Genomic DNA, 26,370 nt, shown 5'->3' with positions numbered 1-26,370 from the left:
CCTACTTAGAAACTTTGTAAAAGAGATTTTATTACTAAATACCAGCCATCCACTAACACAAACAGTAAAATCTTGAACGGCAAGGAAATCATTACAGGAGGGAGCATCATCATCCCCATGGACATCAAGACACTTGCTACCACCATGTCGATGACTAAGAAAGGAATAAAGATCATAAATCCTATTTGAAAAGCCGTCTTGATTTCACTTAACGCAAATGCCGGCACTAGGGATGTAAGAGGTATGTCTTCCACAGACTCCGGCCGTTCTGCCCCGGAATACTGTAAAAACAACTCTAGATCCTTTTGTCTTGTGTGCTTACTCATAAATTCTTTAAACGGAATCGAAGCCTTTTCGTAAGCTTCTTCAAGATTAATCTCTTCATTAAAAAGAGGGGTCAATGCTTCATCGTTTACCTCTTGAAAAGTTGGAGCCATGATAAAGAACGTAAGAAATAATGAAATTCCAATCAATACCTGGTTGGGTGGCATTTGCTGAGTGGCGAGAGAAGTTCTGACAAAGGACAGGACAATCATGATCCGGGTGAAAGATGTCATTAATATCAGAATACTGGGTGCCAGTGAAAGGACGGTAAATAATAATAGCAGCTTTACGCTTGTCGATACATTATCAGCAGAACTACTATTAAAAAACTCCATGAATTCATTCATCTGAATGATTCTCCTTATTCTTTAAATCCTTAAACATCTTCTTTCTTCCCTTGCTCATTTCCTCAAGCTGTGATTTCAACTGTGATTGAAATGAGCTTTTAGAAGACGCTGGAGAAGGGCCTTTTACCTTTGTCAACCAACTGGAAACGGCTGTTTTAGTATCGGGAAATTGAGCTTCCTGATAATAGGATAGTATCTCTTCTTTTTCTTTTTCATCCTGAATTTCTTTCAGTAGCTGAATATCTTCTCCCACACCCAGTACAAGTACTTGCTTGCCTACCTTAACAATTTGGACAGAACGATTGCCCCCGAGTGGCGTTCCACCTAAATGATTGATTAATTTCGTCTGTTGAAAGGATCTTCCTTTTTGATTTATAAACTTCAATAAAAAATAAATAAGTGCAACTACAAAGATAAGAGCAACGATCATTTTAAGATAATCCAAAAAAGTAACCGAGGTAGAGACACCTGAATCAGAACTGTCCGCCTCTTTACCTTGTTGTTCATTGCATTTCTCAGGATGCTCTATGCAGTCCTTAACATTATTCACTTCCGCAAATGCTGTTTGGTTTACAGCATTTGCAGCAATGATGAAAACGATCAGACCCACTAGAATTTGAAACTTCTTCAATACATGCACCTTCTTATTAATCTGTTAGCTTAGAGCTTTCTGGATAGCTTCGATGACACGATCAGCTTGGAATGGTTTAACGATAAAGTCCTTTGCACCCGCTTGAATGGCATCAATCACCATTGCTTGTTGACCCATTGCAGAGCACATGATAATTTTCGCACCTGAGTCGAATCCTTTAATCTCCTTTAAAGCTGCAATACCATCTTTTTCCGGCATCGTAATATCCATTGTGACCAGGTCAGGTTTCAGTTCTTTATATTTATCAACAGCTTGACTTCCATCGGCTGCTTCTCCAACTACATCGAACCCATTTTTCGTTAAAATATCTTTAATCATCATTCTCATAAAAGCTGCATCATCAACAATCAGAATTTTATTCGCCATTACCGTCATCCTCCATTGTCTAAGTTATTTAAGTTTTTTAATACGATCACTTTGACTTACGATGTCCGTAATTCTGACACCAAAGTTCTCATCTATCACGACAACTTCTCCCTTAGCCATTAATTGGCTGTTCACAAGAATATCAACCGGTTCTCCCGCTAATTTATCAAGCTCTATAATGGAACCGGATGATAGTTCAAGTATGTCCCTGACAGACCGGTTCGTTCTTCCGAGCTCTACCGTAACCTGAAGAGGAATGTCTAATAACATATTTAAATTCTTTGTTTCCTGTTGTCCCAGCGTTGTCGGTTCAAAATGACTAAACGTTGCCGGTTGTACATTTACGGTTTCTCCATGCACGCCTTGTCCGCCCAGATGTTGAGGAGACCCGTGCTGGTGGGAAGTACGGACAGGTTCCTCATACATACCGCTATAAGCAGGCACTGGTTGTGGAGCAGTAGGAGGATCGACGCCCGGTGCAACCGCGGCTGCAACTTCTTCAGTAGCTCCACCATTCATTAATTCATCCACCAGGCTCTTGGCAAAAGTTAGGGGCAACAGCTGCATAATGCTCGAATCAATGAGGTCCCCAATTTTCAATGAGAATGATACCTTCACTAATAGATCTTGATCAGGAAGGTTTTCTTCCCCCTCCCCTTTAGGTATGTACATCAGATCGATGGATGGTGGGGAAATATCCACTTTCTTACTAAATACCGTGGACATGGAGGTTGCAGCAGATCCCATCATTTGATTCATGGCCTCTTGCACGGCGCTAAGCTGAATTTCACCCAATTCACCAGATGGATTCCTTCCATCCCCACCAAGCATTAAATCAGCGATGATCGATGCATCTGATTGTTTGATCACCAACAAATTCACTCCTGAAAATCCTTCAGTATATTGAACCTGAATGGCGACATATGGATGAGGAAATTCCTCTTCTAAATAATTCTTATTAATGATGGTTACTTTAGGGGTCGTTATCTCCACCTTTTTGTTAAGCAAAGTAGACAAAGCCGTTGCAGAACTCCCAAAGGAGATGTTCCCTATTTCACCTAAGGCATCCTCTTCAATTGAACTAATGTAGTCATTACTATTTATCGTTTTGCGCTCTTCTGTGTCCTCTTCGGGTTCTGCAGAACCACGAAGAAGAGCATCAATTTCATCTTGTGATAACATATCATCACTCATCATCGTCGTCTCCCCCCTTCAAGGAATCTAAAATTTGTACCGCCAGTTTCTTATTTGACTTCCCTGGCTGAGCAGTAAATTTGGGAATTTCACCCACTCTGATCGTTAAAGGATCATCGATTCGGGTGTTCATTTCTATTACGTCACCTATATCCAGCATAAGGAACTCTTCAATTGAAATATCAGAACGTCCTAATTCAGCTACAATTGGTACTTGGGCTTTCTTGATTCTTTTTTCAAGATGTGCCGTTTCTTCCGGCTTACTCTCTTTCCGTTTGCTTTCCATCCAATAGCTTCCTGATAATTTCGGAAGGATCGGCTCCAGGACAACGTGCGGAATACAGATGTTAATCATTCCACTTGTTTCACCAATCGTTGTATTTAATGAAATAACCACAACCGTTTCATTTGGTGACACCATTTGAAGGAATTGCGGATTCACTTCAAATTCTGCAAAAAACGGATCTACATCCGCCACAGTACTCCAGGCTTCCCTTAAATTCTCAAACGCCTTTTCAAAGAGCTGACTCATGATCCTTGTTTCAATTTCCGTTAAATTCTCTACTTTGTTAACACTGACTCCTCTTCCACCCATCACCCGATCCATCATCGAATAAGCGATATTAGGGTTGATTTCCATGAGGATTCTTCCATCCAATGGAGGCAATTCATAGACATTTAAAATCGTCATTTTCGGAACGGAACGGATAAATTCCTCATATGGGATTTGGTCAGCAGATGCCACGTTTATTTGAACGTACGTTCTTAGTTGGGCAGAGAAGTAGGTAGTCAAGATACGGGCGAAGTTTTCGTGAATTCTCGTTAAACTTCGGATTTGATCCTTCGAAAACCGTAAAGCTCTCTTAAAATCGTACACTTTCACTTTTTTCTCTTCTTCTTCTTTTTTGAAATCATCTGCGCTCATCTCTCCCGTATTGAGAGCAGACAACAGAGCATCGATTTCACTTTGAGATAAAATTTCACTAGCCATGCCTTCACCTCCAAATACTCTTTATAGTCTACTTTATTGAATCATCATAGAGGTGATATAGACTCTTTCTACCATTCCTTCTTGCATAAGGGAGTTCACTTTGTCTTTTACCCTTGTTTCGATCAATTCTTTCCCTTTTTTCCCTTGCAGTTCTTCTGCTTTCAATTCTGAAAGCTCTTCTATGATGATGTTATTCACTTGAAAATTTCTCTTTTCCAACTCACTTTTCGCTTTTTTACTATCCGTTTGAATCTTAAAGGAAATACGAATAAAATCATTGCTCATTAAATTGGTAGTCGTCTCAGGGATATCCACGGAGTTTTCGATCACTTCTTCAATGGAAGGCTCCTTCGTTTCTTCATCTCCTGAAAACTTCAGAATGACAACTAACGCAATCACACCGACAAGCGTAATCGTAACCAACAAGATCATCATGATTGTCAGGGCTTTATTCTTCAACTAGTACTCCCTCCCCCATGCGGCAGGCTTAGTAGATTTGCTTTTTGAAAGAAAGAAAGTGTAAGGCAGCGAACCTCGTCCACCGTTTCCTTCACAACATATCTTCTGCCATTTGTTAATAGAATCGTAGTGTCTGGAAACGCTTCTACTGTTTCTATGTATAAAGCATTCAACGTAAACGTCTTTCCATTCAGTCTGGTTAACGTGATCATCAGCTTTTGGGACCGACTTTCATCATCGGGGTTTACCAAAGGTACCCTCCGATTAGCCAGTCCCTTCCTCCCTTTTTAACGAACTAACGTTTCAAGTTTACAAGCTCTTGCAAGATTTCATCCGACGTTGTGATGATACGTGTATTTGCCTGGAATCCACGCTGTGCCGTAATCATTTCGGTGAATTCTTCGGATAGGTCTACGTTTGACATTTCAAGGAAACCTGATTCAATTGTTCCGATTCCAGATACTCCAGGTGAATCAACAATTGGAGCACCTGAGTTAGTAGTTACTTTGAAGTAGTTCCCCCCGGCTTTTTCCAGTCCACCGTCATTTGGGAACTTTGCTAATTGTAATTGTCCAGCAGGTGTAAGTACACCATCCTTATCAACAAAGTTCACTGTACCATCTTGACCAATACTCATACTCTTTGCATCAGTAGGAATATTAATTTTTGGAGACAAATAAAATCCATCACCTGTAACCAGATCACCAGATTCATCGAGGTAAAAATTTCCAGCTCTCGTATATAAAGTCTCACCACCAGTTGCGTCCGTTACTTGAAAGAAACCAGACCCGGAAACTGCTAAATCTAGTACTCGTCCAGTTGATTGCAGACTTCCTGTAGTGTGAATAGTGTCAATGGTTGAAATTTGCGAACCCAACCCTATCTGTTTAGCATTCACACCACCCCTTGAGGCACCGCTAGCGCTAGCTCCAGAGATATTTTGATTAATCATATCTTTAAATACAACTCGACCTTTTTTAAATCCATACGTATTAACATTCGCAATATTATTTCCGATTACATCCAGCTTCGTTTGAAAGTTTTTCATTCCACTTATACCTGAATACATTGAACGTAACATTGATTTTTCCCCTTTCGTGTTAGCTGCTTCGATCATTCCACAGCTACAGGCTTCCTATTTGGTCCAGCCTATGAGTCTATTAGTATGGTTCCATTTATATTTGTGAAAATTTGAGAACTTGCTTCATCACGGTCTAATGCTGTTATCACTGTTTTATTTTTTGCACTTACAATTAGTGCTGCATCTTTTAAAATCACCAGTGAATCTTGAACACCCTTTGTTTTCGCCTCATCTACTTTCTCCCCTATCTTCTCCCATGTTTGTGGAGTAATAGAGATTCCCCGTTGTTCCATCCTTACTTTTGCATGCTTACTGATCTGCATAAGGGGTACTTCTTGAATGGCTTTATCTAATTGAGCAGCAAAAGATGATGCGATTGAAGGTTTAGTAAAGGCTTTCGTTTTATAATTTGGTGTAATTGGTTGCAGTGAACGATGAACGAATGTCTTTTCCATACAACCACTCCCTAAGATTCAATTTTGATTAATTTATCACTGGAAATTTTGTCCCCTGCTTCTGTATGAAACCATATTTTTGAATCTTTCGTTGATACGGATTGAACGATTCCGCTCATCTCTCCATCTTCGCTGTTCCATGTTACGTTCTTTCCTATTAATAAAGATGCATTTACGAGAGAAGCTTCAGGGATATCCGTCGTATTCACTTGCGATATATTCCCGGGAGTCAGAATCGTGCCGTCCTCCATGATGAATTCAACAGAGTCACCTGTAAAGCGGACTCCTTTAACAAACCCCTGTCCTTCTTGTATTTCGGGTGTATCGCCTTCTTCAGATTCTATAATTTTATGCCATGTCACTTGTTTACCAACAAACTGATTGTAAGAGATCAATTGTGTTTGGGTTTGGTTATCCACAAATTTCTCCATTGTTTGCGTCAGGTTCGTCATTTGCTCTAATGATGAAAAGGTAGCCATTTGTGCGATGAAGTCTTTGTCCTGCATCGGATTTAACGGGTCTTGATTCTGTAATTGTGTCATCAGGATCTTCAGGAAGTCATCTTTTCCCAGAATATCCTTACCACCTTCACGCTGTTTTGTTTGGACGGTTGAATATAGTAAGCTCGGATCGATTTTCGTCATATTATCACCTATATTTCGGTATTTACGAGATATTCCTTAAAGGATTCAGTTCTTTCTTCTCCCCCGCTTCCTCCATGTTCGGGTTGATTCTGCTTATGTTGTTGTGAGGACTGTTGCTGTGACTGCCCTTTGGATTGCCGCTCAGCATCTGTTAACGCCTGTGAGATTTCAATCTTCTCTACCTGGAGGTTCTGAGATGTAAATGCATGCTTTAATCCTTGAATTTGAGAATCAAGCATTTCTTTCGCAGTTGCCGTTGAAGCTAATATTTTTGCGTTCATCACTCCGTTTTGCTGTAAAAGTTCGATCCTTAATGAGCCCAGTTGCTCTGGATACAGCTTGATTAACAGCTTACTCATGTTCGGCTGGGACACCATTTGAGATTTACTTAGGATATTCTGAAATTCTTTCACGAATTGTTCATATTGAACGGAGCGATTTCCTGATGAGAGACTCATGGAAACGGATTCTGTTTTCGGAAGTACAAAGTGTATGTGACTTGCCAGTATCGGTTGAATACTTTTCTTCTCCACTGTGACCCTTTCTGTTGAGGACTGCTTTTCCATTGTTTGCACAGGTGCTTGGCGTTGAAAAGCATCTTTCAAGATCCGGGACCAATCCTTCGCATGATTAAACTCCCTGGACAGGGATTGATCTACAGCCGCTTGAACCATCTTCATCATGTCTTTCAGCTCCGACGCTTTTGATGCTTCCATCACAAGTAAGTCACGGTTAGCTGCCAGAAGTTCAATGACCTTTACAAGTCTCGCCACTTCTTCCACTGGCCCTCTTCCATTTAAGCCCCCCACCTCATTCTTTAATGCGGATTGCAGTAACTGCATCGTTCCCAACAGGGTTTCATGAAGATCCTCTATACTATCACCTGATGAAGACGAAGATTGCTCAGTCCCAATAAGAGCGGATTGGAGCTCAGAAAAAAGTGTTTTGACCGTTTCTTTATCCATACCAACTATTTCAGCGATTTGGTCAAAGTCAAATTCCTTTAATCGGGATAAGTCTTCTAATTGTCCGCTTGATAGTCCAACTTCATCAAGCTCTGTTGCGCGTAAGATGCCTTGCAGGCTAACCAGAAGAGATAGTGTCTCGGGCTGTTTCACTTCTTCCCTTTCAACCACATGATTCGATACAAATCCTAAAAGTTTTGAAAACCCATCCAATTCTTTCTTAAAAAGCGTTGATTCCTGTCTCATCCCCATTAGTGGGTGGGAAGCTTGTGTACCTATTCCGACTTCCACTTTTTCACCTCCTCTCATGCCTTTAGCTTATCTTTCCTCCGTCGAGAGCAGCACCGTATATTTGGCAGCATCTTCCGGAGGCATGTTTTCTAAAATATCAGCTAGAGTATCAGGTTTGATACTTGATAGAATCTTCATCGCCTCATCGTCATTCATATTCATCAGAACAGGTGCTGCACTCTTTGCTGACATGGATTCAAATGTATTGACCACCTCTTTAAAGGCACGTTTGTTTTCTTCGCCAATTTGCCGTAACTCTTCAAGCTCTTCTTTTTGTTGCTGAATGGTTGCTTGTAGTTGTTCATTATCACTGTCTTTTTTTTCTGCTTCACTTTGAAGCTGAACAATTTTCGCCTCTTGATCTTCTGTTAAAGCTTGAAGTGAGATCATTTGCTCATGTAATTCCTCTCCATCCCGTGTATTCTCTGAAGGAAGGACTTTAGCTAAAAAGGGAATATCCGAACTTAAAGATTGAGCTTTTTCAAATACATTTATTCCTGCTACTGTCATGATTACAAGAGCGAAGGTTATAGCAAATAAGAGAGGAATGAAGATGATAAACACTACCCTTTGAAAACGACTTGATTGCTCTTTTTTTTCCTCTTCGATTACCTTTGCCATGAAATCACCTGACTCCCCGTTTCATATATTGAACGACCGACACTTCGTCTAATTGTTTATTTTCCACTTGTTGATTGCTTTGAAGGAAGCGATGGAGATCTTTTTCCCTCATCTTTTCGTATTTCTTCACTTCTACATTCATGTCCACAAGTTTCTCTTCGTACCAGTTCATTCGATTTCTAGCTTGTATCACCAAGTCCTGGTAATAAGAGATGGTCTTTTCGAGATTGGTAATGAATTGTTGATGATGTCGGATATCCTGTACGGATAATCCATTTTGCAATCCGGTTTCTTGGTGCTGTTCAAGGTATTCTTTCTTCTTCAGAAACTCATATAGCTTCTCGGCCACTTTTTCAAATTTTTCAATGGAACCCCTGTACATTTCTTGAACTTCATCTTTCTCTTTTTCCTTTAATGTTAAAATCCGCTCGAACCTGTATTGATAATTCACTCGATTCATCCACCTTTTTCCGATAGCTTTACAAGTTCATCAACACTTCCATGAAGGGAAACCTTCTCGTATACATCCTGCTTCAAGAAGGAGATGATGTCTGGATAGTATAGGATGGCTTCATCAACCTCACGGGAAGTACCCTTTTTATAAGCACCAATTTGGATAAGATCCTCGGAATTCATATAAGTACTCAATAGCTCTCTTATTCTAGTGGCGGCATGTAAGTGTTCATTTGATGCCAGATGATTCATTAACCGGCTCACACTTTTTAAAATATTGATAGCAGGATATTGGCCTCTATTTGCGATTTGGCGGTCAAGCACGATATGACCATCGAGGATTCCCCTGACCGTGTCTGATATAGGTTCATTTAAGTCATCACCATCTACCAATACGGTGTAAAATGCCGTAATACTTCCAAATACATTCGTTCCTGTTCTTTCTAATAGTTTGGGTAAAATAGCGAATACGGAAGGGGTGTACCCTTTAGTGGTCGGTGGTTCCCCGACCGCCAACCCGATTTCCCTCTGAGCCATTGCTACACGTGTAGCGGAATCCATCATGAGCATGACGTTCAATCCTTTATCACGAAAATATTCCGCAATGGCAGTTGCCGTAAATGCCCCTTTGATCCTCATTAAGGCAGGTTGGTCTGAAGTGGCTGCCACAACAATCGTTCGCTTTAACCCTTCTTCTCCTAAATCTCTTTCAATGAATTCCCTGACTTCTCTGCCCCGTTCACCGATTAACGCAATCACATTCAAGTCCGCTTTCGTATTTCGGGCAATCATCCCAAGCAATGTGCTTTTTCCTACCCCACTTCCAGCGAATATACCGACCCTTTGTCCTTTGCCTACAGTCAGCATGCTGTCGATGGCTTTTACACCAACCTCCATTTTCTCGTTGATTGGCGGCCTTGCCAAAGGATTGGGAGGGTCTTGTTCTGTATACGTTGTGCTCAATCCACTTGGCAAGTTACTTCCATCGAGTGGATGTCCAAGGGAATCAATCACCTTCCCTATTAAAGATGGACCAATTTTGATTTCTAACGGCTTTGCGGTTCCTTCAACCAAACTGCCGGGAGAGATATCCTGCATATTGGTATAAGGCATGAGGATCACTAAATCATCATTAAACCCTACCACTTCTGCTAAAATCACTTTCTGCTTGCCTCGGGAATAAATATGAATATGACATACTTCACCAACAGAACTTTCAGGTCCTTGAGATTCGATCATTAACCCGACAACCCGCTTTACCTTTCCAAACTTTTTGAAAGTCGGAATCCGGTGGATATGGTGAATTAGATCTGCGGCTTTCATTCAACATCACCTTCCAGAAAATGAAGAAGCTTCAGCTTTAATTCTCTTAATTGGGAATCCACACTCACAATGACACGTCCCTGATTGGTTTCTATATAACATTCCTCTGGTTTAAGGTCATCATTTGCATAAATAAAGCACTGAACATTAGTGGGGAACATGACTTCAAGCTCGTTTTTGTTTTCAACCAAAAGTTTATGCTTAGACGGATGAACATGAATCTGAATGTGGGGTAAATCTCTTACTTCTCTCAACCCCTGTTGGACGATTGAAAGGAAATGATCGGGTTCGTCCTCAAGTTTCCGATTCAAAATCTTCTCAGCACTTGTAATCCCCAGACTAACAATGACCTTTTCTGCATTGTGAATATAGTCATGATATTGTTGTTTATTTAGCTCGGTCATTTCATTGGCTTCCATTAAAAGCTGTTGATAATCTTGATAACCTTTGTTTCTGCCCTCTTCTTCACCTTGAAGAAATCCGGCATTATAGGCTTCTTGCATGAGTTGCTCCCGCTCGATCACCCACTTTTCTCGTTCACGTTCAATTTGACTCTGAGCATGAAGAGTCATTTCTTTCGCTTCTTCGATTATTCGGGCCGCTTTTTCTTTCGCTTCTTCTATAATGTTATCTACCTGATTTGCTCTGTTCAGTTCAAAGTCATTCGCTTCATGCTGCTTGGATTTTCCTAGTGGCATAACTCTTTTAAGGGATATCACTTTTCCATCTTCATGAATGGTTTGAGCAATGGAAGACTTAATGATTCTAGACAATGATATCGTCTCCTCCACCACGGGCTATGATAATCTCACCGGAATCCTCTAATCGCCTTATCACAGCTACAATCCTAGACTGTGCTTCTTCTACATCGCGCAAACGAACCGGCCCCATGAATTCCATTTCTTCTTTAAGGGTCTCCACCATTCGATTAGACATGTTTCTATATACAACTTCCTTGACCTCGTCGCTGGAGACTTTAAGGGCAAGGAGAAGGTCTTCGTTATCACAATCCCGAATGACACGTTGTATGGAACGTCCATCAAGGGTAACAATATCTTCGAACACAAACATTCTCTTCTTGATTTCTTCTGCTAATTCCGGATCTTGAATTTCCAATGCATCTAGGATTGTTTTCTCTGTAGAACGATCTACCCCATTCAGCACTTCCACCACTGCTTCAACTCCACCCGTTTGCGTATAATCCTGGGTAACTGTCGCAGAAAGCTTTCTTTCAAGGATAGCTTCTACCTCACTTATCACTTCTGGTGATGTACCATCCATAATTGCGATTCTCCTTGCAATATCCGCTTGAACGTCTTGAGGAAGTTCTGACAGAATTTGGCCTGCCTGCTGGGGTTCAAGATAAGATAGAATCAATGCAATGGTTTGTGGGTGTTCGTTTTGAATAAAGTTGAGAATTTGAGCAGCATCTGCCCTCCTTGCAAAGTCAAAAGGCTTTACCTGTAAAGATGACGTTAATCGATTGATGATAGCTAATGCTTGTTCTGATCCGAGTGCTTTTTCTAGTACTGTTTTGGCATAGCCAATCCCGCCCTGAGAGATATAATCTTGAGCAATGGCAATATTGTGAAACTCCTCTAGAATATCCTCTTTCGCTTCATTCTCTACCTTTTTGACTCCGGAAATCTCTAACGTTAATTTTTCGATATCTTCTTCTGACAAATGCTTGTACACTGACGCGGATACATCAGGACCAAGAGAGATCAGGAGGATGGCTGCTTTTTGTTTTCCGGTTAATTCTTTCTCTCTTCTAACCATGTTCACCCCTCCTAATCCTCTGCTAACCAGGTACGTAATAATTTTGCAAATTCTTCCGGCTTTTCTCTAGCCATCTTTTCAAGCTGTTTCCGGCGAATGGATCCTTCTGTTTCTTCTTTAGGCTCAATATCAGGGATATGGACAGGCTCCCTTTTTTCTTCGTAAACCATTTCTTCTAGCACTTCTTTCTTTCTGGAACGAATTAAGAAAAATACTAACAGTAGGATGACAACAAGAAGTATCCCTCCAACTACATAAGTCCACCAAGGAAGAACAGATTTCTCTTCAGAGACCAAGTTGACTTTTCCATTAAACGGTTGAACCGAAACGATTACTTTGTCTTCAATTGCCTCGTCTGTTAATTCAGGGGTAGAATCCTTGTCAATGGACGTTCGTACAATGGTCGATAGTACTTCGCGGATATCATCCACCCTATCTTGAGGAAGAGAATTTACCTCTTCAGGATTTGGAGGCTCCACCATTACCTGAATCCCAAGGTCCCGTATTTTGTATGGACTCTCTACCACTTCTTTACGGATACGATTGACCTCATTGTTGATCGTTTCTTCCATTCGTTCATAATCACCGTTTGATTCAGACCCAGAGCCATAAGTATCTCCGCTATTCGTTGGTTCATTGCCATCCCCGGCTCCAGGTGTCCCTCCCGGATTTGCCCCTTCTCCTGAAAAGGTTTCGGTAATTCGTTGGGCACTAATGGCAATTCCTTCCATATTTTCTTCATCCACTGGGGTTACAATGTTTTCTTCACGGTTTTCCTGGGTAAAGTCTATATCAGTTGTAACCGATACAACCACCTTGTTAAATCCAATCAATGTGCCGAGCATATTCTGAACTTGACGTTGTATATCACGTTCAATTTCTTTCTTAACATCCATTTGTTGAGCAAAGTTCCCTCCACCCATGGAATTATTTTGGGATTCCAAGTCAAAATACTCAAAAAATTGATTCATGATGACGATATTCTCAGTAGGAAGATCAGGAACACTTTTCGAAACCAGATGGTAAAGAGACTTAATCTGCTTTTGATCAAAAGTGAAACCAGGATTAGTATTTAATACAATGGACGCTGATGCTTGCTGAACGTCATCATTCAAGAAAACCTGCTTCTCAGGAAGATTGATCATGACTTTTGCATCTTGTACTCCCTCGATCCCTTTCATGAGTTGAGCCAGTTCCGTTTGCATTGCATCCAGCTTTAACACATTAAATTCATTATCGGTCATGCCAAATCCAGCATTTTGACTGAAGAAAGAGTAATCTATACTGCCCGAGTTAGGGATACCTTCTGCCGCTAACTCAACCTTTAATGTATCTACTTGTTCTTTAGGAACCATGATGGTTGATCCACCATCGGAAATCTCCGATGGTATTCCTCTACCGTCGAGATTTTCTTTTATGGTTCCGGTTTCTGATGGTGATAGATTACTGTAAAGGGGCACAAGAGACGTTCTTGTTGCAAAGAAGCTCACAACACTAATCAGAATGACCATAATCAGGAAGGTGGCACCCATACTAATCTTCTGTTTTTTTGTTCTGCTTGCCCAATAAGACTTTATTAGTTCTGTATATTTCTTTAACGATTCATTCATTACAATCCTCCGGTACATGACTGCATGAGCCTACTACATTGGCATTCTCATTATTTCCTGATACGCTTCTACTACTTTGTTTCGCACTTCCATGGTCGTTTGGAGCGTAATACTGGCCTTTTGCGAGGCGATCATCATTTGATGAAGATCAACATTTTCTCCCCGTACAAGCTTCTCTGTCATTTGATCTGATTGAACTTGCATTTCATTCACTTCTTCAATGGAATTTTTTAGTAATTGACTGAAATTCCCTGTACTTTCTGAAGGTGAAATATTTTTTTTTTCAAATGACGGACTTATAACTCCAGGATTAATCGAATTGATATTATGTATTGTCATAGAATTATACCTTCTTCCCTACTTACCAATTTCTAAAGATTTCATTAACATCGCTTTATTTGCATTAAATACGGTTACGTTTGCTTCATAAGAACGAGTAGCCGATATAAGGTCAACCATTTCTCGTAAAGGATCCACATTGGGTAGTTGTACATACCCCTCGACATTCGCATCAGGATGTTCTGGATTGTAGACCATTTTAAAAGGTGTCTCATTATCTTCTTCGATTCTGGAAACCTTTACCCCGCTACCAACACTATGTTTGTCTCCAGTGTTCATAGCATTATTTAATAATGATGAAAATTGATTTTCCTTAGATGCCATTACAACAGATTTTCTCTTATAAGGCCGCCACTCCCCTTCCACCATTTCTCCTCTTGTAGTGTCCACATTCGCCATATTAGATGAAATGACATCCATTCTTAAACGCTGAGCAGTCAAGGCAGAAGCTGTTGTATTCATACTTGTAAAAATAGCCATTATCATTTACCTCCCCTTACAACCGTTTGAAGACTGTTGAACTTACCATTTATCCGATCTGTCAGGGCGTTAAAATAGATTTGATTCGAAGCCATTTCTGACATTTCCTGATCTAAATCTACACCATTACCATTGTGATTATATTGATAAGCTGTTTTTGTTTTAACTGTTGGATGTTGACCGCTTGAATGAAAGGAAAAATGCCGGTGATCGGTTCTTTTGGCATCTAGTTGTTGAATTGATTGATCCAACATTTTCTTAAATTCTACTTCTTTTGCTTTATAATTTGGCGTATCGACATTTGCGATATTTTGAGAAATTACTTTTTGATTTAATGAGGCGTAATTAAGTCCTCTTTCTAGAGTTGTGAAAGTGTTGGAAAATAATTTCACTTAAGGCACCTCTATCCTTTTTTTGACAAGATACTACTATTTTTTACAAATTTAGCATGCAACAGTATTTATTGTAATGTTTAGCAAGATTAGTGTCTATGAATATTCCGTAAATTTTCAAGAATGAGCTCGATAATCAAAGAATTCGTGACTTTTAATCTATATTTAACCCTTAAATTCCCAAGGATATTTTTACAAATAAATGATGTTTTTTCTAATTTTATTACATACATGTTACACTTCCGCTTTTTTAATAGAATTATTTTCAATGTACAAAATTCAAAGATGTTGCTTTCTTCATGAATCTCTTACATAAATATAAATCCACCTTTATTACACATGAAAATAACACCTGCAAAGAGGTGAAAGTTCTCATAATTCTCATTCTCTACTGGTTTAGAAGCATTTTGTCGAAAATAGTCGTAACATTGTTGTAACTTTATTGTACTATTCATGTCATTTATGACAATACCTAACGGATAATAATCGATAGTCCATTTGGCTTATTTTCACTAAACAATCTGATATTTCCGTCCATTCGTACCACAAAAGCGGAGGGACTTTGCTTAGAGGCGACAAGCATAAGCCAAGGCCACCGGAAAGGCGCTCATTGCCTTTTTGGTGGACTTGACTTATGACCTCGAGCCTCTAAGTCCCGGAGCTGGATGACACAAAAGCGGAGGGACTTTGCTTAGAGGCGACAAGCATAAGGGAAACCAAATAAAAAAGCTGTTCCCCATTTGGGAACAGCTTTTCATTGTATTAATTTGTACGAAGCTTATCTAATTCAACTAAGAACTTATTGTTTAAGACTTTAATGTAAGTACCTTTCATTCCCAGGGAACGAGACTCAATTACACCGGCACTTTCTAATTTACGAAGGGCATTAACGATTACTGAACGAGTGATTCCCACTCTATCCGCAATTTTCGAAGCCACCAAAAGACCTTCATTACCATTAAGCTCTTCAAAGATATGCTCGATCGCTTCAAGCTCACTGTATGATAATGAACTGATCGCCATTTGTACAACTGCTTTACTTCTAGCTTCCACTTCAATTTCTTCAGCTTTTTCCCGAAGAATTTCCATACCAACTACTGTTGCACCATATTCAGCCAAGATTAGATCATCGTCTTCGAAGCTTGCTTCCAGGCGAGCGAGAATTAATGTACCCAGTCTTTCTCCTCCCCCAATAATAGGAACGATTGTTGTTAACCCATTTTTGAAGAATTCTCTATTTTCAACAGGGAAAGCAGTATATTCACTGTTAACATCCAGGTTTGGTGATGTTTCTTGAACATTAAACAGGTTTTGAGTATACTCCTCGGGGAATTGACGGTCAGCAAGCATTTGTTTCATGCGCTCGTTTTCAATTTGCTGATTGATAGCGTATCCAAGTAATTTACCTCGACGACTTACAACGAATACATTTGCTTCGATGACCTTGCTTAGTGTTTCTGACATTTCTTTAAAGTTAACTGGTTTACCAGCTGCTTTTTGCAGCATAGCATTAATGGTTCTTGTTTTACCTAATAAATTCATTTCATTTCCTCCTACTACAACTTAAGTGTATCTATTATTTAATTTAGTATTGTGATTAATTCATCTATCTTTACCCAATAGAGTGAAGGTGAAAACTTATAGAATAAACTGACTCAGATCCTTATCCTTCGATATGGCGCCTAACTTATCATCCACATACTGAGGTGTGATTTTAACCGTTTCTAGTGTAATGTCCGGAGCTTCAAAAGATAAGTCCTCGAGAAGTTTTTCCATAATCGTATGAAGTCTTCTCGCTCCTATATTATCGGTGTTCTGATTTACGTCATATGCAATTTCAGCTAATCTACGAATAGCATCGTCAGAAAATTCAATTTGTATACCTTCTGTTTCCATTAAAGCAATATATTGTTTGATTATCGCATTATCAGGTTCAATGAGTATACGCACAAAGTCTTCTGTAGAAAGCTTCTGAAGTTCCACTCTGATTGGAAAACGACCTTGTAATTCCGGGATAAGATCAGATGGTTTACTCATGTGAAAGGCACCTGCGGCAATAAAAAGCACGTGATCTGTTTTCACGGAACCATGCTTCGTGACAACCGTAGATCCCTCTACAACTGGAAGGATGTCACGCTGAACCCCTTCTCTTGAAACATCGGCTGAAGATTGGCCAGAGCCCTTGCTTGCAATTTTATCAATCTCATCGATAAAAATGATTCCTGATTGCTCTGCACGCACGATTGCCTCCTGGGTCACTTCGTCCATATCAATGAGCTTTTGAGCTTCCTCATTAGTAAGAACGATTCTCGCTTCTTTCACCTTTAATTTGCGTTTTTTCTTTTTCTTTGGCATGAAGCTGCTCATGGCATCCTGCATGTTCATCCCCATCTGTTCCATACCGGATCCTTGGAGCATATCGAACATGGAAGGCTGCTGCTCTTCTACTTCAATGGTGATGAACTCTTCTTCAAGCTCACCATTCTGTAGCCTCGTTTCCATTCTTCGTCTTTGCTCTTGAAGGGAACTCTCTTCTTGCTTTTCTTCCTCTTCTTCCGAAGTGCCCTGAGTCTGACTGCCACCAAAGATCATTTCAAATGGGTTTTTGTAAGAGGATGACTTTTTCTTAGATGGTACAACCATTTCGACTAAGCGTCGATTGGCGTTTTCAGCAGCTCTTTCACGAACTCCTACCATCTTCTCCTCTTTCACCAGCCGGACAGACGTTTCGACTAAATCTCTTACCATTGATTCTACATCACGTCCAACATAGCCTACTTCAGTAAACTTTGTAGCCTCCACTTTTACAAAAGGAGCTCTTACAAGCTTCGCGATTCTTCTGGCAATCTCTGTCTTTCCGACCCCTGTTGGTCCCATCATTAAAATGTTCTTTGGAATCACTTCATCCTTTAATACATCAGAAAGAAGGCTACGGCGATAACGGTTACGTAATGCAACAGCGACCGCTCTCTTTGCATCTTTTTGTCCTACAATATATTGATCCAGACGTTCAACAATTTGCCTTGGAGTTAAGTGATCGGTACTCTTCATCAAATGGCACACTCCTTACTTTCCCTATAGTGTGAAAGAATATAAAATTTCTACATAATGATCCATGTTTAAAGCTCTTCAACAATAATTTGATTATTTGTATATACACATATATCAGCAGCAATTTGTAAGGAAGATTGAGCGATTTCCCTTGCTGATAAATGGTCACCTGCGTATTGCTTTAATGCTCTTCCAGCAGACAATGCATAATTTCCACCTGATCCAATGGCTAAAATTCCATCATCCGGCTCGATCACTTCACCTGTTCCTGAAATTAGAAGCAAGTGATTTTCATCCATTACAATCAACATCGCTTCAAGCTTTCTTAACACCTTGTCGCTTCTCCACTCTTTAGCTAACTCAACAGCTGCTCTCGGAAGGTTCCCGTTAAATTCCTGGAGTTTCCCTTCGAACATTTCCGATAGTGTGAATGCATCTGCAACAGACCCGGCAAAACCTGCCAATACTTTACCATTAAAAAGCTTCCGTACTTTTTTTGCTGTATGCTTCATCACAACTGTATTGCCAAATGTAACCTGTCCGTCACCAGACATCGCACATTTGCCTCTATGTTGCACGGCAAAAATAGTGGTTGCGTGGAATTGTTCCATATCCTGACCTCCAACTCTTCTAAGCACGTGGATGATGTGCTAAATACGTTTTTCTTAACTGGTCCTTTGATACATGAGTATATACTTGAGTTGATGATAACTGAGAGTGTCCAAGAAGTTCCTGAACCGTTCTTAAATCGGCACCATTATTAAGTAAATGCGTAGCAAATGTATGCCTTAGCATATGGGGATGAATCTTTCCGGTCAAGGAAGCCTTCTCGATAATCTTATTTAAGATAAGACGTATCCCCCTTTGGGTTAATGCTCCGCCACGATGATTGACCAACAAATGGGTATGAGTTTGATTCTTCATTAACATGGGGCGTGATTGTGTTATGTATTGTTCTATAGCATCATGAGCAAAGCTGCCAAATGGTACATATCTCTCTTTGTTACCCTTACCTTTCACAAGAATTGTAGAAAGACCTAAATCTACGTCCTTCAGTTGCATATTTGTGCATTCACTTACGCGAATACCTGTTGCATAAAGAAGTTCAAAGATGGCTCGGTTGCGTATGTCTAAAGGTGTTTCTCCACCGCACGCTTCTAACAATACTTGTATTTCTTCCTCGTAAAAAAAGTTAGGCAATCGTTGTTCTTTTTTAGGAAGATTCACAAAGGAAAATGGATTAACAGTTAGCTGTTTTTCCCGATTTAAATAACGGTAAAAACTTCTTAAACTGGAAACCTTCCTTGAAATGGAAGACCTCATTAAACCATGATCATGCAGCTTGGTTAAAAAAAGTCTCGCATCAGAATACTCGACATCTTTTAATGAACTTAAACCTTGTTCTTTCATAAATACGTAGAACTCTTCAATATCATGACGATATTGTTCAAAAGTGTGAGCAGAATAATGCTTTTCTATTTGTATATATTCAGTAAAGGATTGTAATTGTTCATATAATTGATTTTTCATTTTCAACACCTCACAAGGGCTACTAAATAGTAACACAACCTAGCAGCCCTTGCAATGAATTTTACACTTTTTTCACAAAGTTCTGAATTGTTTCTAAGGCCCGAGTTGCATGCTGTTCATTACGCTCTTTCTTGCCTTTTACCTTTTTGGGTAAATCAGGGAAAAGACCGAAATTAGCATTCATCGGTTGGAAGTTATTTTTGTTGGCAGTCGTTATATATCTTGCCATGCTTCCAATCGCTGTTTCATGTGGAAATACTAGGGCTGATTCACCCTTGGCTATCTTCGCAGCATTGATTCCAGCAATCAACCCGCTGGCAGCGGATTCCACATAACCTTCCACACCTGTCATTTGGCCGGCAAAAAAAAGATTCTCATGTTCTTTTAATTGATAGGTATCTTTTAGAACATTTGGAGAGTTGATGAAGGTATTTCTGTGCATGACCCCATAACGGACAATATCTGCATTCTCAAGTCCCGGAATTAATTGGAGAACTTCTTTTTGAGGGCCCCACTTTAAATGTGTTTGGAAGCCTACAATATTATAAAGTGTGCCCGCTGCATCATCTTGTCTTAACTGAACAACAGCATATGGTCGTTTACCTGTTTTAGGGTCTTCTAATCCCACTGGCTTTAAAGGGCCAAATAACATGGTTTTCTTTCCCCGGGAAGCCATCACTTCTATCGGCATGCAGCCTTCAAAGAAGATTTCTTTTTCAAACTCTTTCAAAGGCACCGTTTCAGCTGAAATAAGAGCTTCATAAAAACGATTGAACTCACTCTCTGTCATCGGGCAATTTAAATATGCCGCTTCCCCTTTGTCATATCGGGATTTCAAATACACTTTGTCCATATCAATGGAATCCTTCTCGATGATTGGAGCTGCAGCATCATAGAAATATAAATGCTCTTCACCTGTTACTTTTCTAATTTTCTCAGAGAGACTCTCACTTGTCAGCGGCCCTGTGGCTACAATGGTAATTCCTTCAGGTAGATCCGTGACTTCTTCATTGAATACTGTGACATTCGGGTGATTTTTTACTTTCTCAGTAACATGTGCTGCAAATTCATGGCGGTCGACTGCCAACGCTCCCCCTGCCGGAACTGAACATGCATCAGCTGCTGACATAATGACCGAGTCTAATTGACGCATTTCTTCTTTTAATACCCCAACGGCATTGGTTAATGTATTTGCTCTAAGTGAGTTGCTGCACACAAGCTCTGCAAATTTATCTGTATGATGGGCAGGTGTTTGGCGTACAGGTCTCATTTCATAAAGGTTTACCTTTATTCCCCTCTTGGCAATCTGCCATGCGGCTTCACTTCCCGCTAACCCTGCTCCAATAACATTTACTGGCATCTATATAAACCTCCTGTAAATCGATCCTTCGTCTTAACCATATTGTATTGTACACCAATGCACAAAGATAAAAAAGACAAAAGCATATTGAGAATTTGTCATTTTGACTAAATGCAAACAGAAAAGGGCTGACCCAACAGATAATAGAGAAATCACCTGTTGGGACAGTCCCTTGTTACATTGTATAAGTTCATTGTTCAACAATCAATCTTTTTATTGATCAGAGGAATAGGAAACTCACACTATTTCTGAGGTTCTTCTTTATAATCACAATTCGTACATTGAATTTGATTACCTTTTTTAAGCTTTTTCTCTACGAGCAATTCTGAACATTTCGGACATTTCCGTTCGATAGGTTTATCCCAAGATAGGAAATCACATTCAGGATACTGATCACAGCCGTAGAAAATACGCTTTTTCTTGCTTTTTCGCTCTATGATATTCCCTTTTTCACATTTAGGACATTTCACACCAATTTCCTTGACGATCGGCTTTGTATTTCTACAATCGGGGAAATTACTGCATGCCATGAATTTACCATATCTGCCCATTTTGAACACCATTGGATGTCCGCATTCTTCACAGTCTTCACCGGCAGGTTCATCGCGGATTTCGATTTTTTCCATCTCATTTTCCGCTTTTTCTAAGTGTTTTTCAAAATCCTGATAAAAACGGTCGATGATACTTTCCCATTTCACATTGCCGTCTTCAATATCATCAAGGCTGCGCTCCATGTTTGCCGTAAACTCTACATCAATGATCTCCGGGAAGAACTCTCTAACTAACTCTAAGACGATTTCACCCAGTTCCGTTGGAATGAAACGCTTATTATCAAGTGTTACATAGCCTCTTCGTTGAATCGTATCCAGAGTCGGGGCATACGTGGAAGGGCGGCCAATACCCAGTTCTTCCAATGTCTTAACCAGCCTCGCTTCTGTATACCTTGGTGGTGGTTGAGTGAAATGCTGATTTGGATCAATACTTTCACTTTTCACTTTATCGTTTTCTTCCAAGGCAGGAAGAAGATTGTCTTTTTCTTCTTTCTGATCATCAGATCCTTCAACATAGACTTTCATAAAGCCTGGGAACTTCACTTTAGAGCCGGTTGCTCTAAACATGACTGAACCATTTACGATATCAACGCTCATCGTATCCATGATTGCCGGGGACATTTCACTTGCCACAAATCGTTCCCAAATCAATTTATAAAGTCTGTATTGATCTCTTGAAAGATATTCTTTCACTGAAGCCGGATCCCTTAATGTACTGGTTGGACGGATGGCTTCGTGGGCATCTTGTGACTTTTGTTGTTTTTTCTCTTTGCGCTCAGTCTGCTTAACGAAGTCATTTCCATATTTATTAACGATGTAATCGTTCGCTTCTTTTTGAGCCACTTCTGAAATACGAGTCGAGTCAGTTCTCATATAAGTAATAAAACCAACCGTACCTTCTTTCCCCATCTCAATTCCTTCATATAATTGCTGGGCAAGCATCATCGTTTTCTTCGCACGGAAGTTTAACTTTCTTGCTGCTTCCTGCTGTAGTGAAGAAGTTGTAAATGGCGGAGCCGGATTCCGTTTTCTTTCCTTTTTTGTCACTTTGTTAATTTCAAAGGACTTCCCTTTTACTTTACCAAGCACTTCTTTCACATCTTCTTCGGTCTTCAATTCAACCTTCTTACCGTCCATTCCGTAAAACGATGCCTGGAATGTATCGTTCCCTTTTGTGAATTCAGCTTCTATTGACCAGTACTCTTCTGGAGTAAAGCTTTTGATTTCATTTTCACGGTCAATGATTAATCGTACAGCGACGGATTGTACTCTTCCTGCACTTAGACCTTTTTTAACTTTTTTCCAAAGGAGAGGGCTGATGTTATACCCAACTAATCGATCTAAAATTCTCCGTGCTTGCTGTGCATCGACTAAATCCATATTGATTGCTCGTGGATGCTTAAAAGATTCTTTAATCGCATCCTTCGTGATTTCATTGAAGACCACACGACACTCGGAACTCGTGTCCATATCAAGGCTGTGAGCCAAATGCCACGCAATGGCTTCTCCTTCTCTGTCGGGGTCAGCCGCCAGGAAGATTTTCTTTACTTTTTTTGCTGCGGTTTTCAGTTCTTTTAATACAGGGCCTTTACCACGTATCGTTATATACTTCGGTTCAAATTCGTTTTTAACATCCACGCCCATTTGACTCTTCGGTAAGTCTCTGACGTGTCCCATTGAAGCCCTGACCTTATATTTCTTTCCTAAATAACGTTCAATTGTTTTCGCCTTAGCCGGCGATTCCACTATTACTAAATAATCTGCCATCCAATAAGCCTCCTTAAAGAGGAAAATAATCACTGTTTATAGCACCTTGGAATGATAAAGATCCTAGCGTAACGGAAACGTTTACACTTTCATTCACATAGGTATAGAATTGATATCATTGTAGATAATCACTACTTTTAACGATTTATTTCTCTTATATATAGTTTTAGATACCTGTTGCAAAATGTATAACAGTTTCACAATAATTGCAACCATTTTGTATAAATTACTTGTAATTATTCAAACATTCGCAGGAAAAATCCCACTTTATTAAAAGATTCTATATCATATGTTCTGACTTTATACTCCCAGTTCTGAAAAAATATCTTCTATTGATAAGACCATTCTTGCACCTTCCTGGATTAAACTGTTGGTTCCTTCTGCTAATGGCTCAAATATGGATCCTGGTATACATAATACTTCTCTTCCTTCATTTAATGCATAATCAGCCGTGATGAATGTCCCGCTTTTTTTTCTTGCTTCCGTAACAAGCACTGCGTCGGAAAGACCGCTGATGATCCTATTTCTAAAAGGAAATTGCCATTTTTCAGGTTTGATATAAGGGGGATATTCAGAGAGGAGAAGCTGATGCTTCATCATATGATGGGCTAACCCTTCATTTTGCTTCGGATAAATGTGGTTGAAACCTCCAGCAAGTACACCTATCGTTTGGCCACCTGATTGAATCGTTTCGTTATGAGCCACCGTATCGGCACCTTGCGCTAGTCCACTTACAATGACTACCTCTTTCTTCACCAGCTTTGGAATCATATCGCGAAGAATTTTATCAGTATAAAAGGTGGCATTTCTCGAACCGATAATGGCCAATTTTTTTTGGCCATGAAGGAGATTCCTGTTTCCTTTTAAAAAGAGGAGAAAGGGGGGATCATATACGTTTCCCAATAGAGCAGGGTAGTCTTCGTCCATAATTGTGATCCATTCTATATCATTTTCCGAATAAAGCTTTTTGTATCGCTCTGAATCAAATGAATGAAGATCTCTATAGAAGAGTTCTGAATTGACATTGGTGGAAAGGATTATCTTTTGAAGGGTGGAAGGGGATAAATCAAAGATAGAGTGTAATTTCGGGAGCGATTCTAGTATTCTTTTTGTTCCTTTCAATCCAATTCCCCGACAATGATGAATATGAAATAGAATATGACGACGTTCTTTCATTTATTACCTCCTGAATATTGTTTAATAGAGGATATAAAACTGAGACTGATAGCTTGAATGCCATCAGTCTCAATCCATGATTAATGCGTTTTACATTTATCTAAGATTCCTTCTTCTTTAAGAACCTTTATTAATGTTTCTCCCATATCTGAAGGTGTAGGAGCAACTTGAATTCCGCATTCATTCATAACGCGAATCTTCTCATCAGCTGTTCCTTTACCGCCTGAAATGATCGCACCGGCATGGCCCATACGTTTTCCTGGAGGTGCTGTACGTCCTCCAATGAATCCTACTACAGGCTTAGTCATGTTGGCTTTAACCCATTCAGCAGCTTCTTCTTCAGCAGTACCGCCGATTTCACCAATCATGATGACGGCATACGTATCTTCATCTTCATTGAATGCTTTCAATACATCGATAAAGTCTGTTCCATTCACAGGGTCTCCACCGATACCGACTGCCGTCGACTGTCCGATTCCCGCTTGTGAAAGTTGGTGAACTGCTTCATACGTAAGTGTACCAGAACGTGAAACAACACCTACATGACCTTTCGTATGGATGTAACCAGGCATGATTCCGATTTTACACTCTTCAGGTGTGATGACTCCCGGACAGTTCGGTCCTACAAGGCGTGTTTTCTTGCCTTCCATATAACGCTTGACCTTCACCATATCCAATACCGGGATATGTTCAGTAATACAGATTGCCAAATCAAGCTCGGCATCTACCGCTTCCATGATTGCATCTGCTGCAAACGGAGCAGGAACATAAATGACGGATGCATTTACGCCAGTTGCTTTCTTTGCTTCTTCAACTGTATTGAAAACAGGTACGCCTTCAACCTCAGTTCCGCCTTTTCCTGGTGTTACACCTGCCACGATTTGTGTACCGTATTCAAGCATTTGCTTCGTATGGAAAAGAGCTGTTGATCCTGTAATCCCTTGTACAACAACCTTGGTATCTTTATTAATAAATACGCTCATTAGTCCCCCGCCTTTCTCAGCCTACTTGCTCAACGATTTTTTGTGCGCCGTCCGCCATAGATTCAGCTGCAATGATATTCAAACCTGATTTATTAAGGATTTCTTTCCCTAAGTCAACATTTGTACCTTCAAGACGAACCACAAGAGGAACTTGAAGACCGATTTGCTTAGCTGCTTCTACAACACCTGTTGCAATAACATCACATTTCATGATTCCACCGAAGATATTGACGAAAATACCTTTAACGTTTTCATCAGAAAGAATGATTTTAAATGCCTCTGTTACCTTTTCCGCTGTCGCACCGCCCCCAACATCAAGGAAGTTAGCGGGATCTCCGCCGTAATGCTTTACGATGTCCATCGTTGCCATGGCAAGACCTGCTCCATTAACCATACAACCGATATTACCGTCAAGGGAAATATAGCTCAGGTCATATTTAGAAGCTTCGATTTCTTTTGCATCTTCTTCTTCAAGATCGCGTAGTTCAATGACATCTTTTTGACGGTATAATGCATTTGAATCGAAGTTGAACTTCGCATCAAGTGCCATGACGTCTCCGTCACCTGTCACAACCAATGGGTTGATTTCGACGATTGATGCATCCTTTTGGATGTACACGTTATAAAGACCCATCATGAACTTGGCTGCTTTTCCAACCAGTTTTTGAGGGATATTGATGTTGAATGCAATGCGTCTGGCTTGGAAGCCTGTTAATCCAACAACTGGATCGATGTACTCTTTAAAGATTTTTTCCGGTGTTTTTTCTGCTACTTCCTCGATTTCTGTTCCGCCTTCTTCAGAAGCCATCAGGACAACTTGGGAAGTCGCACGGTCAAGTACCAGACCTACGTAATATTCTTTCTTAATATCACAGCCTTCTTCGATAAGTAAGCGCTTTACTTCCTTACCTTCAGGGCCTGTTTGGTGAGTTACTAATGTTTTGCCGATTAACTCATCTGCATATGTACGCACTTCGTCCAGGCTTTTAGCGATTTTCACTCCGCCAGCTTTACCTCGACCACCTGCATGGATTTGGGCTTTCACTACATACACGCTGGAATCTAATGTCTTCGCCGCTTCTACTGCTTCTTCAGCTGTAAAAGCCACTTTACCATTTGGTACGGATACCCCGTAATTTCTGAGGATTTCTTTACCTTGATATTCATGGATATTCATTTTCCATCC

The 26,370-nt window shown here is 40.1% G+C and carries 29 protein-coding genes; all 29 read right to left on the bottom strand.

Annotated elements, in window-relative coordinates; genetic code table 11:
* Window positions 1-5: 5 nt before the first annotated feature.
* The 29 genes from fliP to sucC all read right to left on the bottom strand — a co-directional run bounded on the left by fliP (window position 6) and on the right by sucC (window position 26,361).
* Window positions 6-671 carry a flagellar type III secretion system pore protein FliP gene (gene fliP, locus AAEM60_RS09985; RefSeq protein ID WP_299740874.1) on the bottom strand — a complete coding sequence of 222 codons (666 nt, stop codon included), beginning with the start codon at window positions 669-671 and terminating at the stop codon, window positions 6-8.
* Window positions 664-1,302: a flagellar biosynthetic protein FliO gene (locus AAEM60_RS09980; RefSeq protein ID WP_299740872.1), complete on the bottom strand. Its 639-nt coding sequence runs from the start codon at window positions 1,300-1,302 to the stop codon at window positions 664-666. Before AAEM60_RS09980 ends, fliP begins: the two co-directional genes overlap by 8 nt.
* 24 nt (window positions 1,303-1,326) lie before the next feature.
* Window positions 1,327-1,689, bottom strand: a complete 363-nt coding sequence (locus tag AAEM60_RS09975) for a response regulator (RefSeq protein WP_299740870.1) — start codon at window positions 1,687-1,689, stop codon at window positions 1,327-1,329.
* 24 nt (window positions 1,690-1,713) lie between these two features.
* Window positions 1,714-2,886: a flagellar motor switch phosphatase FliY gene (fliY, locus tag AAEM60_RS09970; RefSeq protein ID WP_299740868.1), complete on the bottom strand. Its 1,173-nt coding sequence runs from the start codon at window positions 2,884-2,886 to the stop codon at window positions 1,714-1,716.
* Window positions 2,876-3,874, bottom strand: a complete 999-nt coding sequence (fliM, locus tag AAEM60_RS09965) for a flagellar motor switch protein FliM (RefSeq protein WP_299740866.1) — start codon at window positions 3,872-3,874, stop codon at window positions 2,876-2,878. The genes fliY and fliM overlap by 11 nt, the downstream gene beginning before the upstream one ends.
* A gap of 33 nt (window positions 3,875-3,907) precedes the next feature.
* Window positions 3,908-4,333, bottom strand: a complete 426-nt coding sequence (gene fliL / locus AAEM60_RS09960; RefSeq protein ID WP_299740864.1) for a flagellar basal body-associated protein FliL — start codon at window positions 4,331-4,333, stop codon at window positions 3,908-3,910.
* Entirely contained in the window at window positions 4,330-4,545 is a 216-nt protein-coding gene (locus AAEM60_RS09955; protein ID WP_299741293.1) for a flagellar FlbD family protein, read from the bottom strand. Before AAEM60_RS09955 ends, fliL begins: the two co-directional genes overlap by 4 nt.
* Before the next feature lie 83 nt (window positions 4,546-4,628).
* Window positions 4,629-5,414 carry a flagellar basal body rod protein FlgG gene (gene flgG, locus AAEM60_RS09950; RefSeq protein ID WP_299740862.1) on the bottom strand — a complete coding sequence of 262 codons (786 nt, stop codon included), beginning with the start codon at window positions 5,412-5,414 and terminating at the stop codon, window positions 4,629-4,631.
* Window positions 5,415-5,482: 68 nt separating this feature from the next.
* Window positions 5,483-5,869, bottom strand: coding sequence for a TIGR02530 family flagellar biosynthesis protein (locus AAEM60_RS09945; protein WP_341357869.1), 387 nt, complete (start codon window positions 5,867-5,869; stop codon window positions 5,483-5,485).
* Window positions 5,870-5,880: 11 nt separating this feature from the next.
* On the bottom strand, window positions 5,881-6,513 hold the full coding sequence (gene flgD, locus AAEM60_RS09940; protein ID WP_299740858.1) for a flagellar hook assembly protein FlgD: 633 nt from the start codon (window positions 6,511-6,513) through the stop codon (window positions 5,881-5,883).
* An 8-nt stretch (window positions 6,514-6,521) separates the two neighbouring features.
* Window positions 6,522-7,769 (bottom strand): flagellar hook-length control protein FliK, encoded by a 1,248-nt coding sequence (locus AAEM60_RS09935; protein ID WP_341357868.1) that lies wholly within the window; start codon window positions 7,767-7,769, stop codon window positions 6,522-6,524.
* A 27-nt stretch (window positions 7,770-7,796) separates the two neighbouring features.
* Entirely contained in the window at window positions 7,797-8,390 is a 594-nt protein-coding gene (locus AAEM60_RS09930) for a MotE family protein (protein ID WP_299740853.1), read from the bottom strand.
* 4 nt (window positions 8,391-8,394) lie between these two features.
* A complete protein-coding gene (fliJ, locus tag AAEM60_RS09925) occupies window positions 8,395-8,841 on the bottom strand; it encodes a flagellar export protein FliJ (protein ID WP_299741292.1) in 447 nt (148 codons plus the stop codon).
* A 5-nt stretch (window positions 8,842-8,846) separates the two neighbouring features.
* Window positions 8,847-10,166, bottom strand: coding sequence for a flagellar protein export ATPase FliI (gene fliI, locus AAEM60_RS09920; RefSeq protein ID WP_299740851.1), 1,320 nt, complete (start codon window positions 10,164-10,166; stop codon window positions 8,847-8,849).
* Entirely contained in the window at window positions 10,163-10,939 is a 777-nt protein-coding gene (gene fliH / locus AAEM60_RS09915) for a flagellar assembly protein FliH (protein WP_341357867.1), read from the bottom strand. Before fliH ends, fliI begins: the two co-directional genes overlap by 4 nt.
* Window positions 10,932-11,945 carry a flagellar motor switch protein FliG gene (gene fliG / locus AAEM60_RS09910; RefSeq protein WP_299740847.1) on the bottom strand — a complete coding sequence of 338 codons (1,014 nt, stop codon included), beginning with the start codon at window positions 11,943-11,945 and terminating at the stop codon, window positions 10,932-10,934. Before fliG ends, fliH begins: the two co-directional genes overlap by 8 nt.
* A gap of 11 nt (window positions 11,946-11,956) precedes the next feature.
* Window positions 11,957-13,555, bottom strand: a complete 1,599-nt coding sequence (gene fliF / locus AAEM60_RS09905; RefSeq protein WP_341357866.1) for a flagellar basal-body MS-ring/collar protein FliF — start codon at window positions 13,553-13,555, stop codon at window positions 11,957-11,959.
* A 33-nt stretch (window positions 13,556-13,588) separates the two neighbouring features.
* Window positions 13,589-13,894 (bottom strand): flagellar hook-basal body complex protein FliE, encoded by a 306-nt coding sequence (gene fliE / locus AAEM60_RS09900; protein WP_299740843.1) that lies wholly within the window; start codon window positions 13,892-13,894, stop codon window positions 13,589-13,591.
* 18 nt (window positions 13,895-13,912) lie between these two features.
* A complete protein-coding gene (gene flgC, locus AAEM60_RS09895) occupies window positions 13,913-14,374 on the bottom strand; it encodes a flagellar basal body rod protein FlgC (protein ID WP_299740840.1) in 462 nt (153 codons plus the stop codon).
* 2 nt (window positions 14,375-14,376) lie between these two features.
* Window positions 14,377-14,766 carry a flagellar basal body rod protein FlgB gene (gene flgB / locus AAEM60_RS09890; RefSeq protein ID WP_299740838.1) on the bottom strand — a complete coding sequence of 130 codons (390 nt, stop codon included), beginning with the start codon at window positions 14,764-14,766 and terminating at the stop codon, window positions 14,377-14,379.
* 762 nt (window positions 14,767-15,528) lie between these two features.
* Window positions 15,529-16,308, bottom strand: coding sequence for a GTP-sensing pleiotropic transcriptional regulator CodY (gene codY, locus AAEM60_RS09885; protein WP_044337406.1), 780 nt, complete (start codon window positions 16,306-16,308; stop codon window positions 15,529-15,531).
* A 96-nt stretch (window positions 16,309-16,404) separates the two neighbouring features.
* Window positions 16,405-17,817 (bottom strand): HslU--HslV peptidase ATPase subunit, encoded by a 1,413-nt coding sequence (gene hslU, locus AAEM60_RS09880; protein ID WP_299741291.1) that lies wholly within the window; start codon window positions 17,815-17,817, stop codon window positions 16,405-16,407.
* 68 nt (window positions 17,818-17,885) lie between these two features.
* The gene (gene hslV / locus AAEM60_RS09875; protein WP_044337408.1) at window positions 17,886-18,428 is read right to left on the bottom strand and encodes an ATP-dependent protease subunit HslV; all 543 of its coding nucleotides are present in this window, start codon (window positions 18,426-18,428) and stop codon (window positions 17,886-17,888) included.
* Between the two features lie 19 nt (window positions 18,429-18,447).
* Window positions 18,448-19,347: a tyrosine recombinase XerC gene (gene xerC, locus AAEM60_RS09870; RefSeq protein WP_299740834.1), complete on the bottom strand. Its 900-nt coding sequence runs from the start codon at window positions 19,345-19,347 to the stop codon at window positions 18,448-18,450.
* Between the two features lie 61 nt (window positions 19,348-19,408).
* A complete protein-coding gene (trmFO, locus tag AAEM60_RS09865; RefSeq protein WP_299740832.1) occupies window positions 19,409-20,707 on the bottom strand; it encodes an FADH(2)-oxidizing methylenetetrahydrofolate--tRNA-(uracil(54)-C(5))-methyltransferase TrmFO in 1,299 nt (432 codons plus the stop codon).
* A 242-nt stretch (window positions 20,708-20,949) separates the two neighbouring features.
* Complete coding sequence (gene topA / locus AAEM60_RS09860) at window positions 20,950-23,025, bottom strand: type I DNA topoisomerase (RefSeq protein WP_341357865.1); 2,076 nt, start codon at window positions 23,023-23,025, stop codon at window positions 20,950-20,952.
* 300 nt (window positions 23,026-23,325) lie between these two features.
* Window positions 23,326-24,201, bottom strand: coding sequence for a DNA-processing protein DprA (dprA, locus tag AAEM60_RS09855; protein ID WP_299740828.1), 876 nt, complete (start codon window positions 24,199-24,201; stop codon window positions 23,326-23,328).
* Between the two features lie 80 nt (window positions 24,202-24,281).
* The gene (sucD, locus tag AAEM60_RS09850; RefSeq protein ID WP_044337414.1) at window positions 24,282-25,184 is read right to left on the bottom strand and encodes a succinate--CoA ligase subunit alpha; all 903 of its coding nucleotides are present in this window, start codon (window positions 25,182-25,184) and stop codon (window positions 24,282-24,284) included.
* A 16-nt stretch (window positions 25,185-25,200) separates the two neighbouring features.
* Window positions 25,201-26,361: an ADP-forming succinate--CoA ligase subunit beta gene (gene sucC, locus AAEM60_RS09845; protein WP_299740825.1), complete on the bottom strand. Its 1,161-nt coding sequence runs from the start codon at window positions 26,359-26,361 to the stop codon at window positions 25,201-25,203.
* Window positions 26,362-26,370: the final 9 nt, after the last annotated feature.

Origin of the sequence: Rossellomorea sp. y25 (assembly GCF_038049935.1) — a bacterium.
Taxonomy (GTDB): Bacteria; Bacillota; Bacilli; order Bacillales; family Bacillaceae_B; genus Rossellomorea.
The sequence above is the reverse complement of the archived record's forward strand: the minus strand, read 5'-3'. Positions and strand labels throughout refer to the sequence as shown.

Excerpts from the sequence above, each read along its gene's own strand:
- fliP (WP_299740874.1), bottom strand. The coding sequence starts at position 671 with ATGAATGAATTCATGGAGTTTTTTAATAGTAGTTCTGCTGATAATGTA.
- AAEM60_RS09975 (WP_299740870.1), bottom strand. The coding sequence starts at position 1,689 with ATGGCGAATAAAATTCTGATTGTTGATGATGCAGCTTTTATGAGAATG.
- fliY (WP_299740868.1), bottom strand. The coding sequence starts at position 2,886 with ATGATGAGTGATGATATGTTATCACAAGATGAAATTGATGCTCTTCTT.
- fliM (WP_299740866.1), bottom strand. The coding sequence starts at position 3,874 with ATGGCTAGTGAAATTTTATCTCAAAGTGAAATCGATGCTCTGTTGTCT.
- AAEM60_RS09955 (WP_299741293.1), bottom strand. The coding sequence starts at position 4,545 with ATGATCACGTTAACCAGACTGAATGGAAAGACGTTTACGTTGAATGCT.
- flgG (WP_299740862.1), bottom strand. The coding sequence starts at position 5,414 with ATGTTACGTTCAATGTATTCAGGTATAAGTGGAATGAAAAACTTTCAA.
- AAEM60_RS09945 (WP_341357869.1), bottom strand. The coding sequence starts at position 5,869 with ATGGAAAAGACATTCGTTCATCGTTCACTGCAACCAATTACACCAAAT.
- flgD (WP_299740858.1), bottom strand. The coding sequence starts at position 6,513 with ATGACGAAAATCGATCCGAGCTTACTATATTCAACCGTCCAAACAAAA.
- AAEM60_RS09930 (WP_299740853.1), bottom strand. The coding sequence starts at position 8,390 with ATGGCAAAGGTAATCGAAGAGGAAAAAAAAGAGCAATCAAGTCGTTTT.
- fliI (WP_299740851.1), bottom strand. The coding sequence starts at position 10,166 with ATGAAAGCCGCAGATCTAATTCACCATATCCACCGGATTCCGACTTTC.
- fliG (WP_299740847.1), bottom strand. The coding sequence starts at position 11,945 with ATGGTTAGAAGAGAGAAAGAATTAACCGGAAAACAAAAAGCAGCCATC.
- fliF (WP_341357866.1), bottom strand. The coding sequence starts at position 13,555 with ATGAATGAATCGTTAAAGAAATATACAGAACTAATAAAGTCTTATTGG.
- fliE (WP_299740843.1), bottom strand. The coding sequence starts at position 13,894 with ATGACAATACATAATATCAATTCGATTAATCCTGGAGTTATAAGTCCG.
- flgC (WP_299740840.1), bottom strand. The coding sequence starts at position 14,374 with ATGGCTATTTTTACAAGTATGAATACAACAGCTTCTGCCTTGACTGCT.
- codY (WP_044337406.1), bottom strand. The coding sequence starts at position 16,308 with ATGAATTTATTAGGTAAAACAAGAACCATTAATGCTATGCTGCAAAAA.
- hslU (WP_299741291.1), bottom strand. The coding sequence starts at position 17,817 with ATGAAGAGTACCGATCACTTAACTCCAAGGCAAATTGTTGAACGTCTG.
- hslV (WP_044337408.1), bottom strand. The coding sequence starts at position 18,428 with ATGGAACAATTCCACGCAACCACTATTTTTGCCGTGCAACATAGAGGC.
- xerC (WP_299740834.1), bottom strand. The coding sequence starts at position 19,347 with ATGAAAAATCAATTATATGAACAATTACAATCCTTTACTGAATATATA.
- trmFO (WP_299740832.1), bottom strand. The coding sequence starts at position 20,707 with ATGCCAGTAAATGTTATTGGAGCAGGGTTAGCGGGAAGTGAAGCCGCA.
- topA (WP_341357865.1), bottom strand. The coding sequence starts at position 23,025 with ATGGCAGATTATTTAGTAATAGTGGAATCGCCGGCTAAGGCGAAAACA.
- dprA (WP_299740828.1), bottom strand. The coding sequence starts at position 24,201 with ATGAAAGAACGTCGTCATATTCTATTTCATATTCATCATTGTCGGGGA.
- sucD (WP_044337414.1), bottom strand. The coding sequence starts at position 25,184 with ATGAGCGTATTTATTAATAAAGATACCAAGGTTGTTGTACAAGGGATT.
- sucC (WP_299740825.1), bottom strand. The coding sequence starts at position 26,361 with ATGAATATCCATGAATATCAAGGTAAAGAAATCCTCAGAAATTACGGG.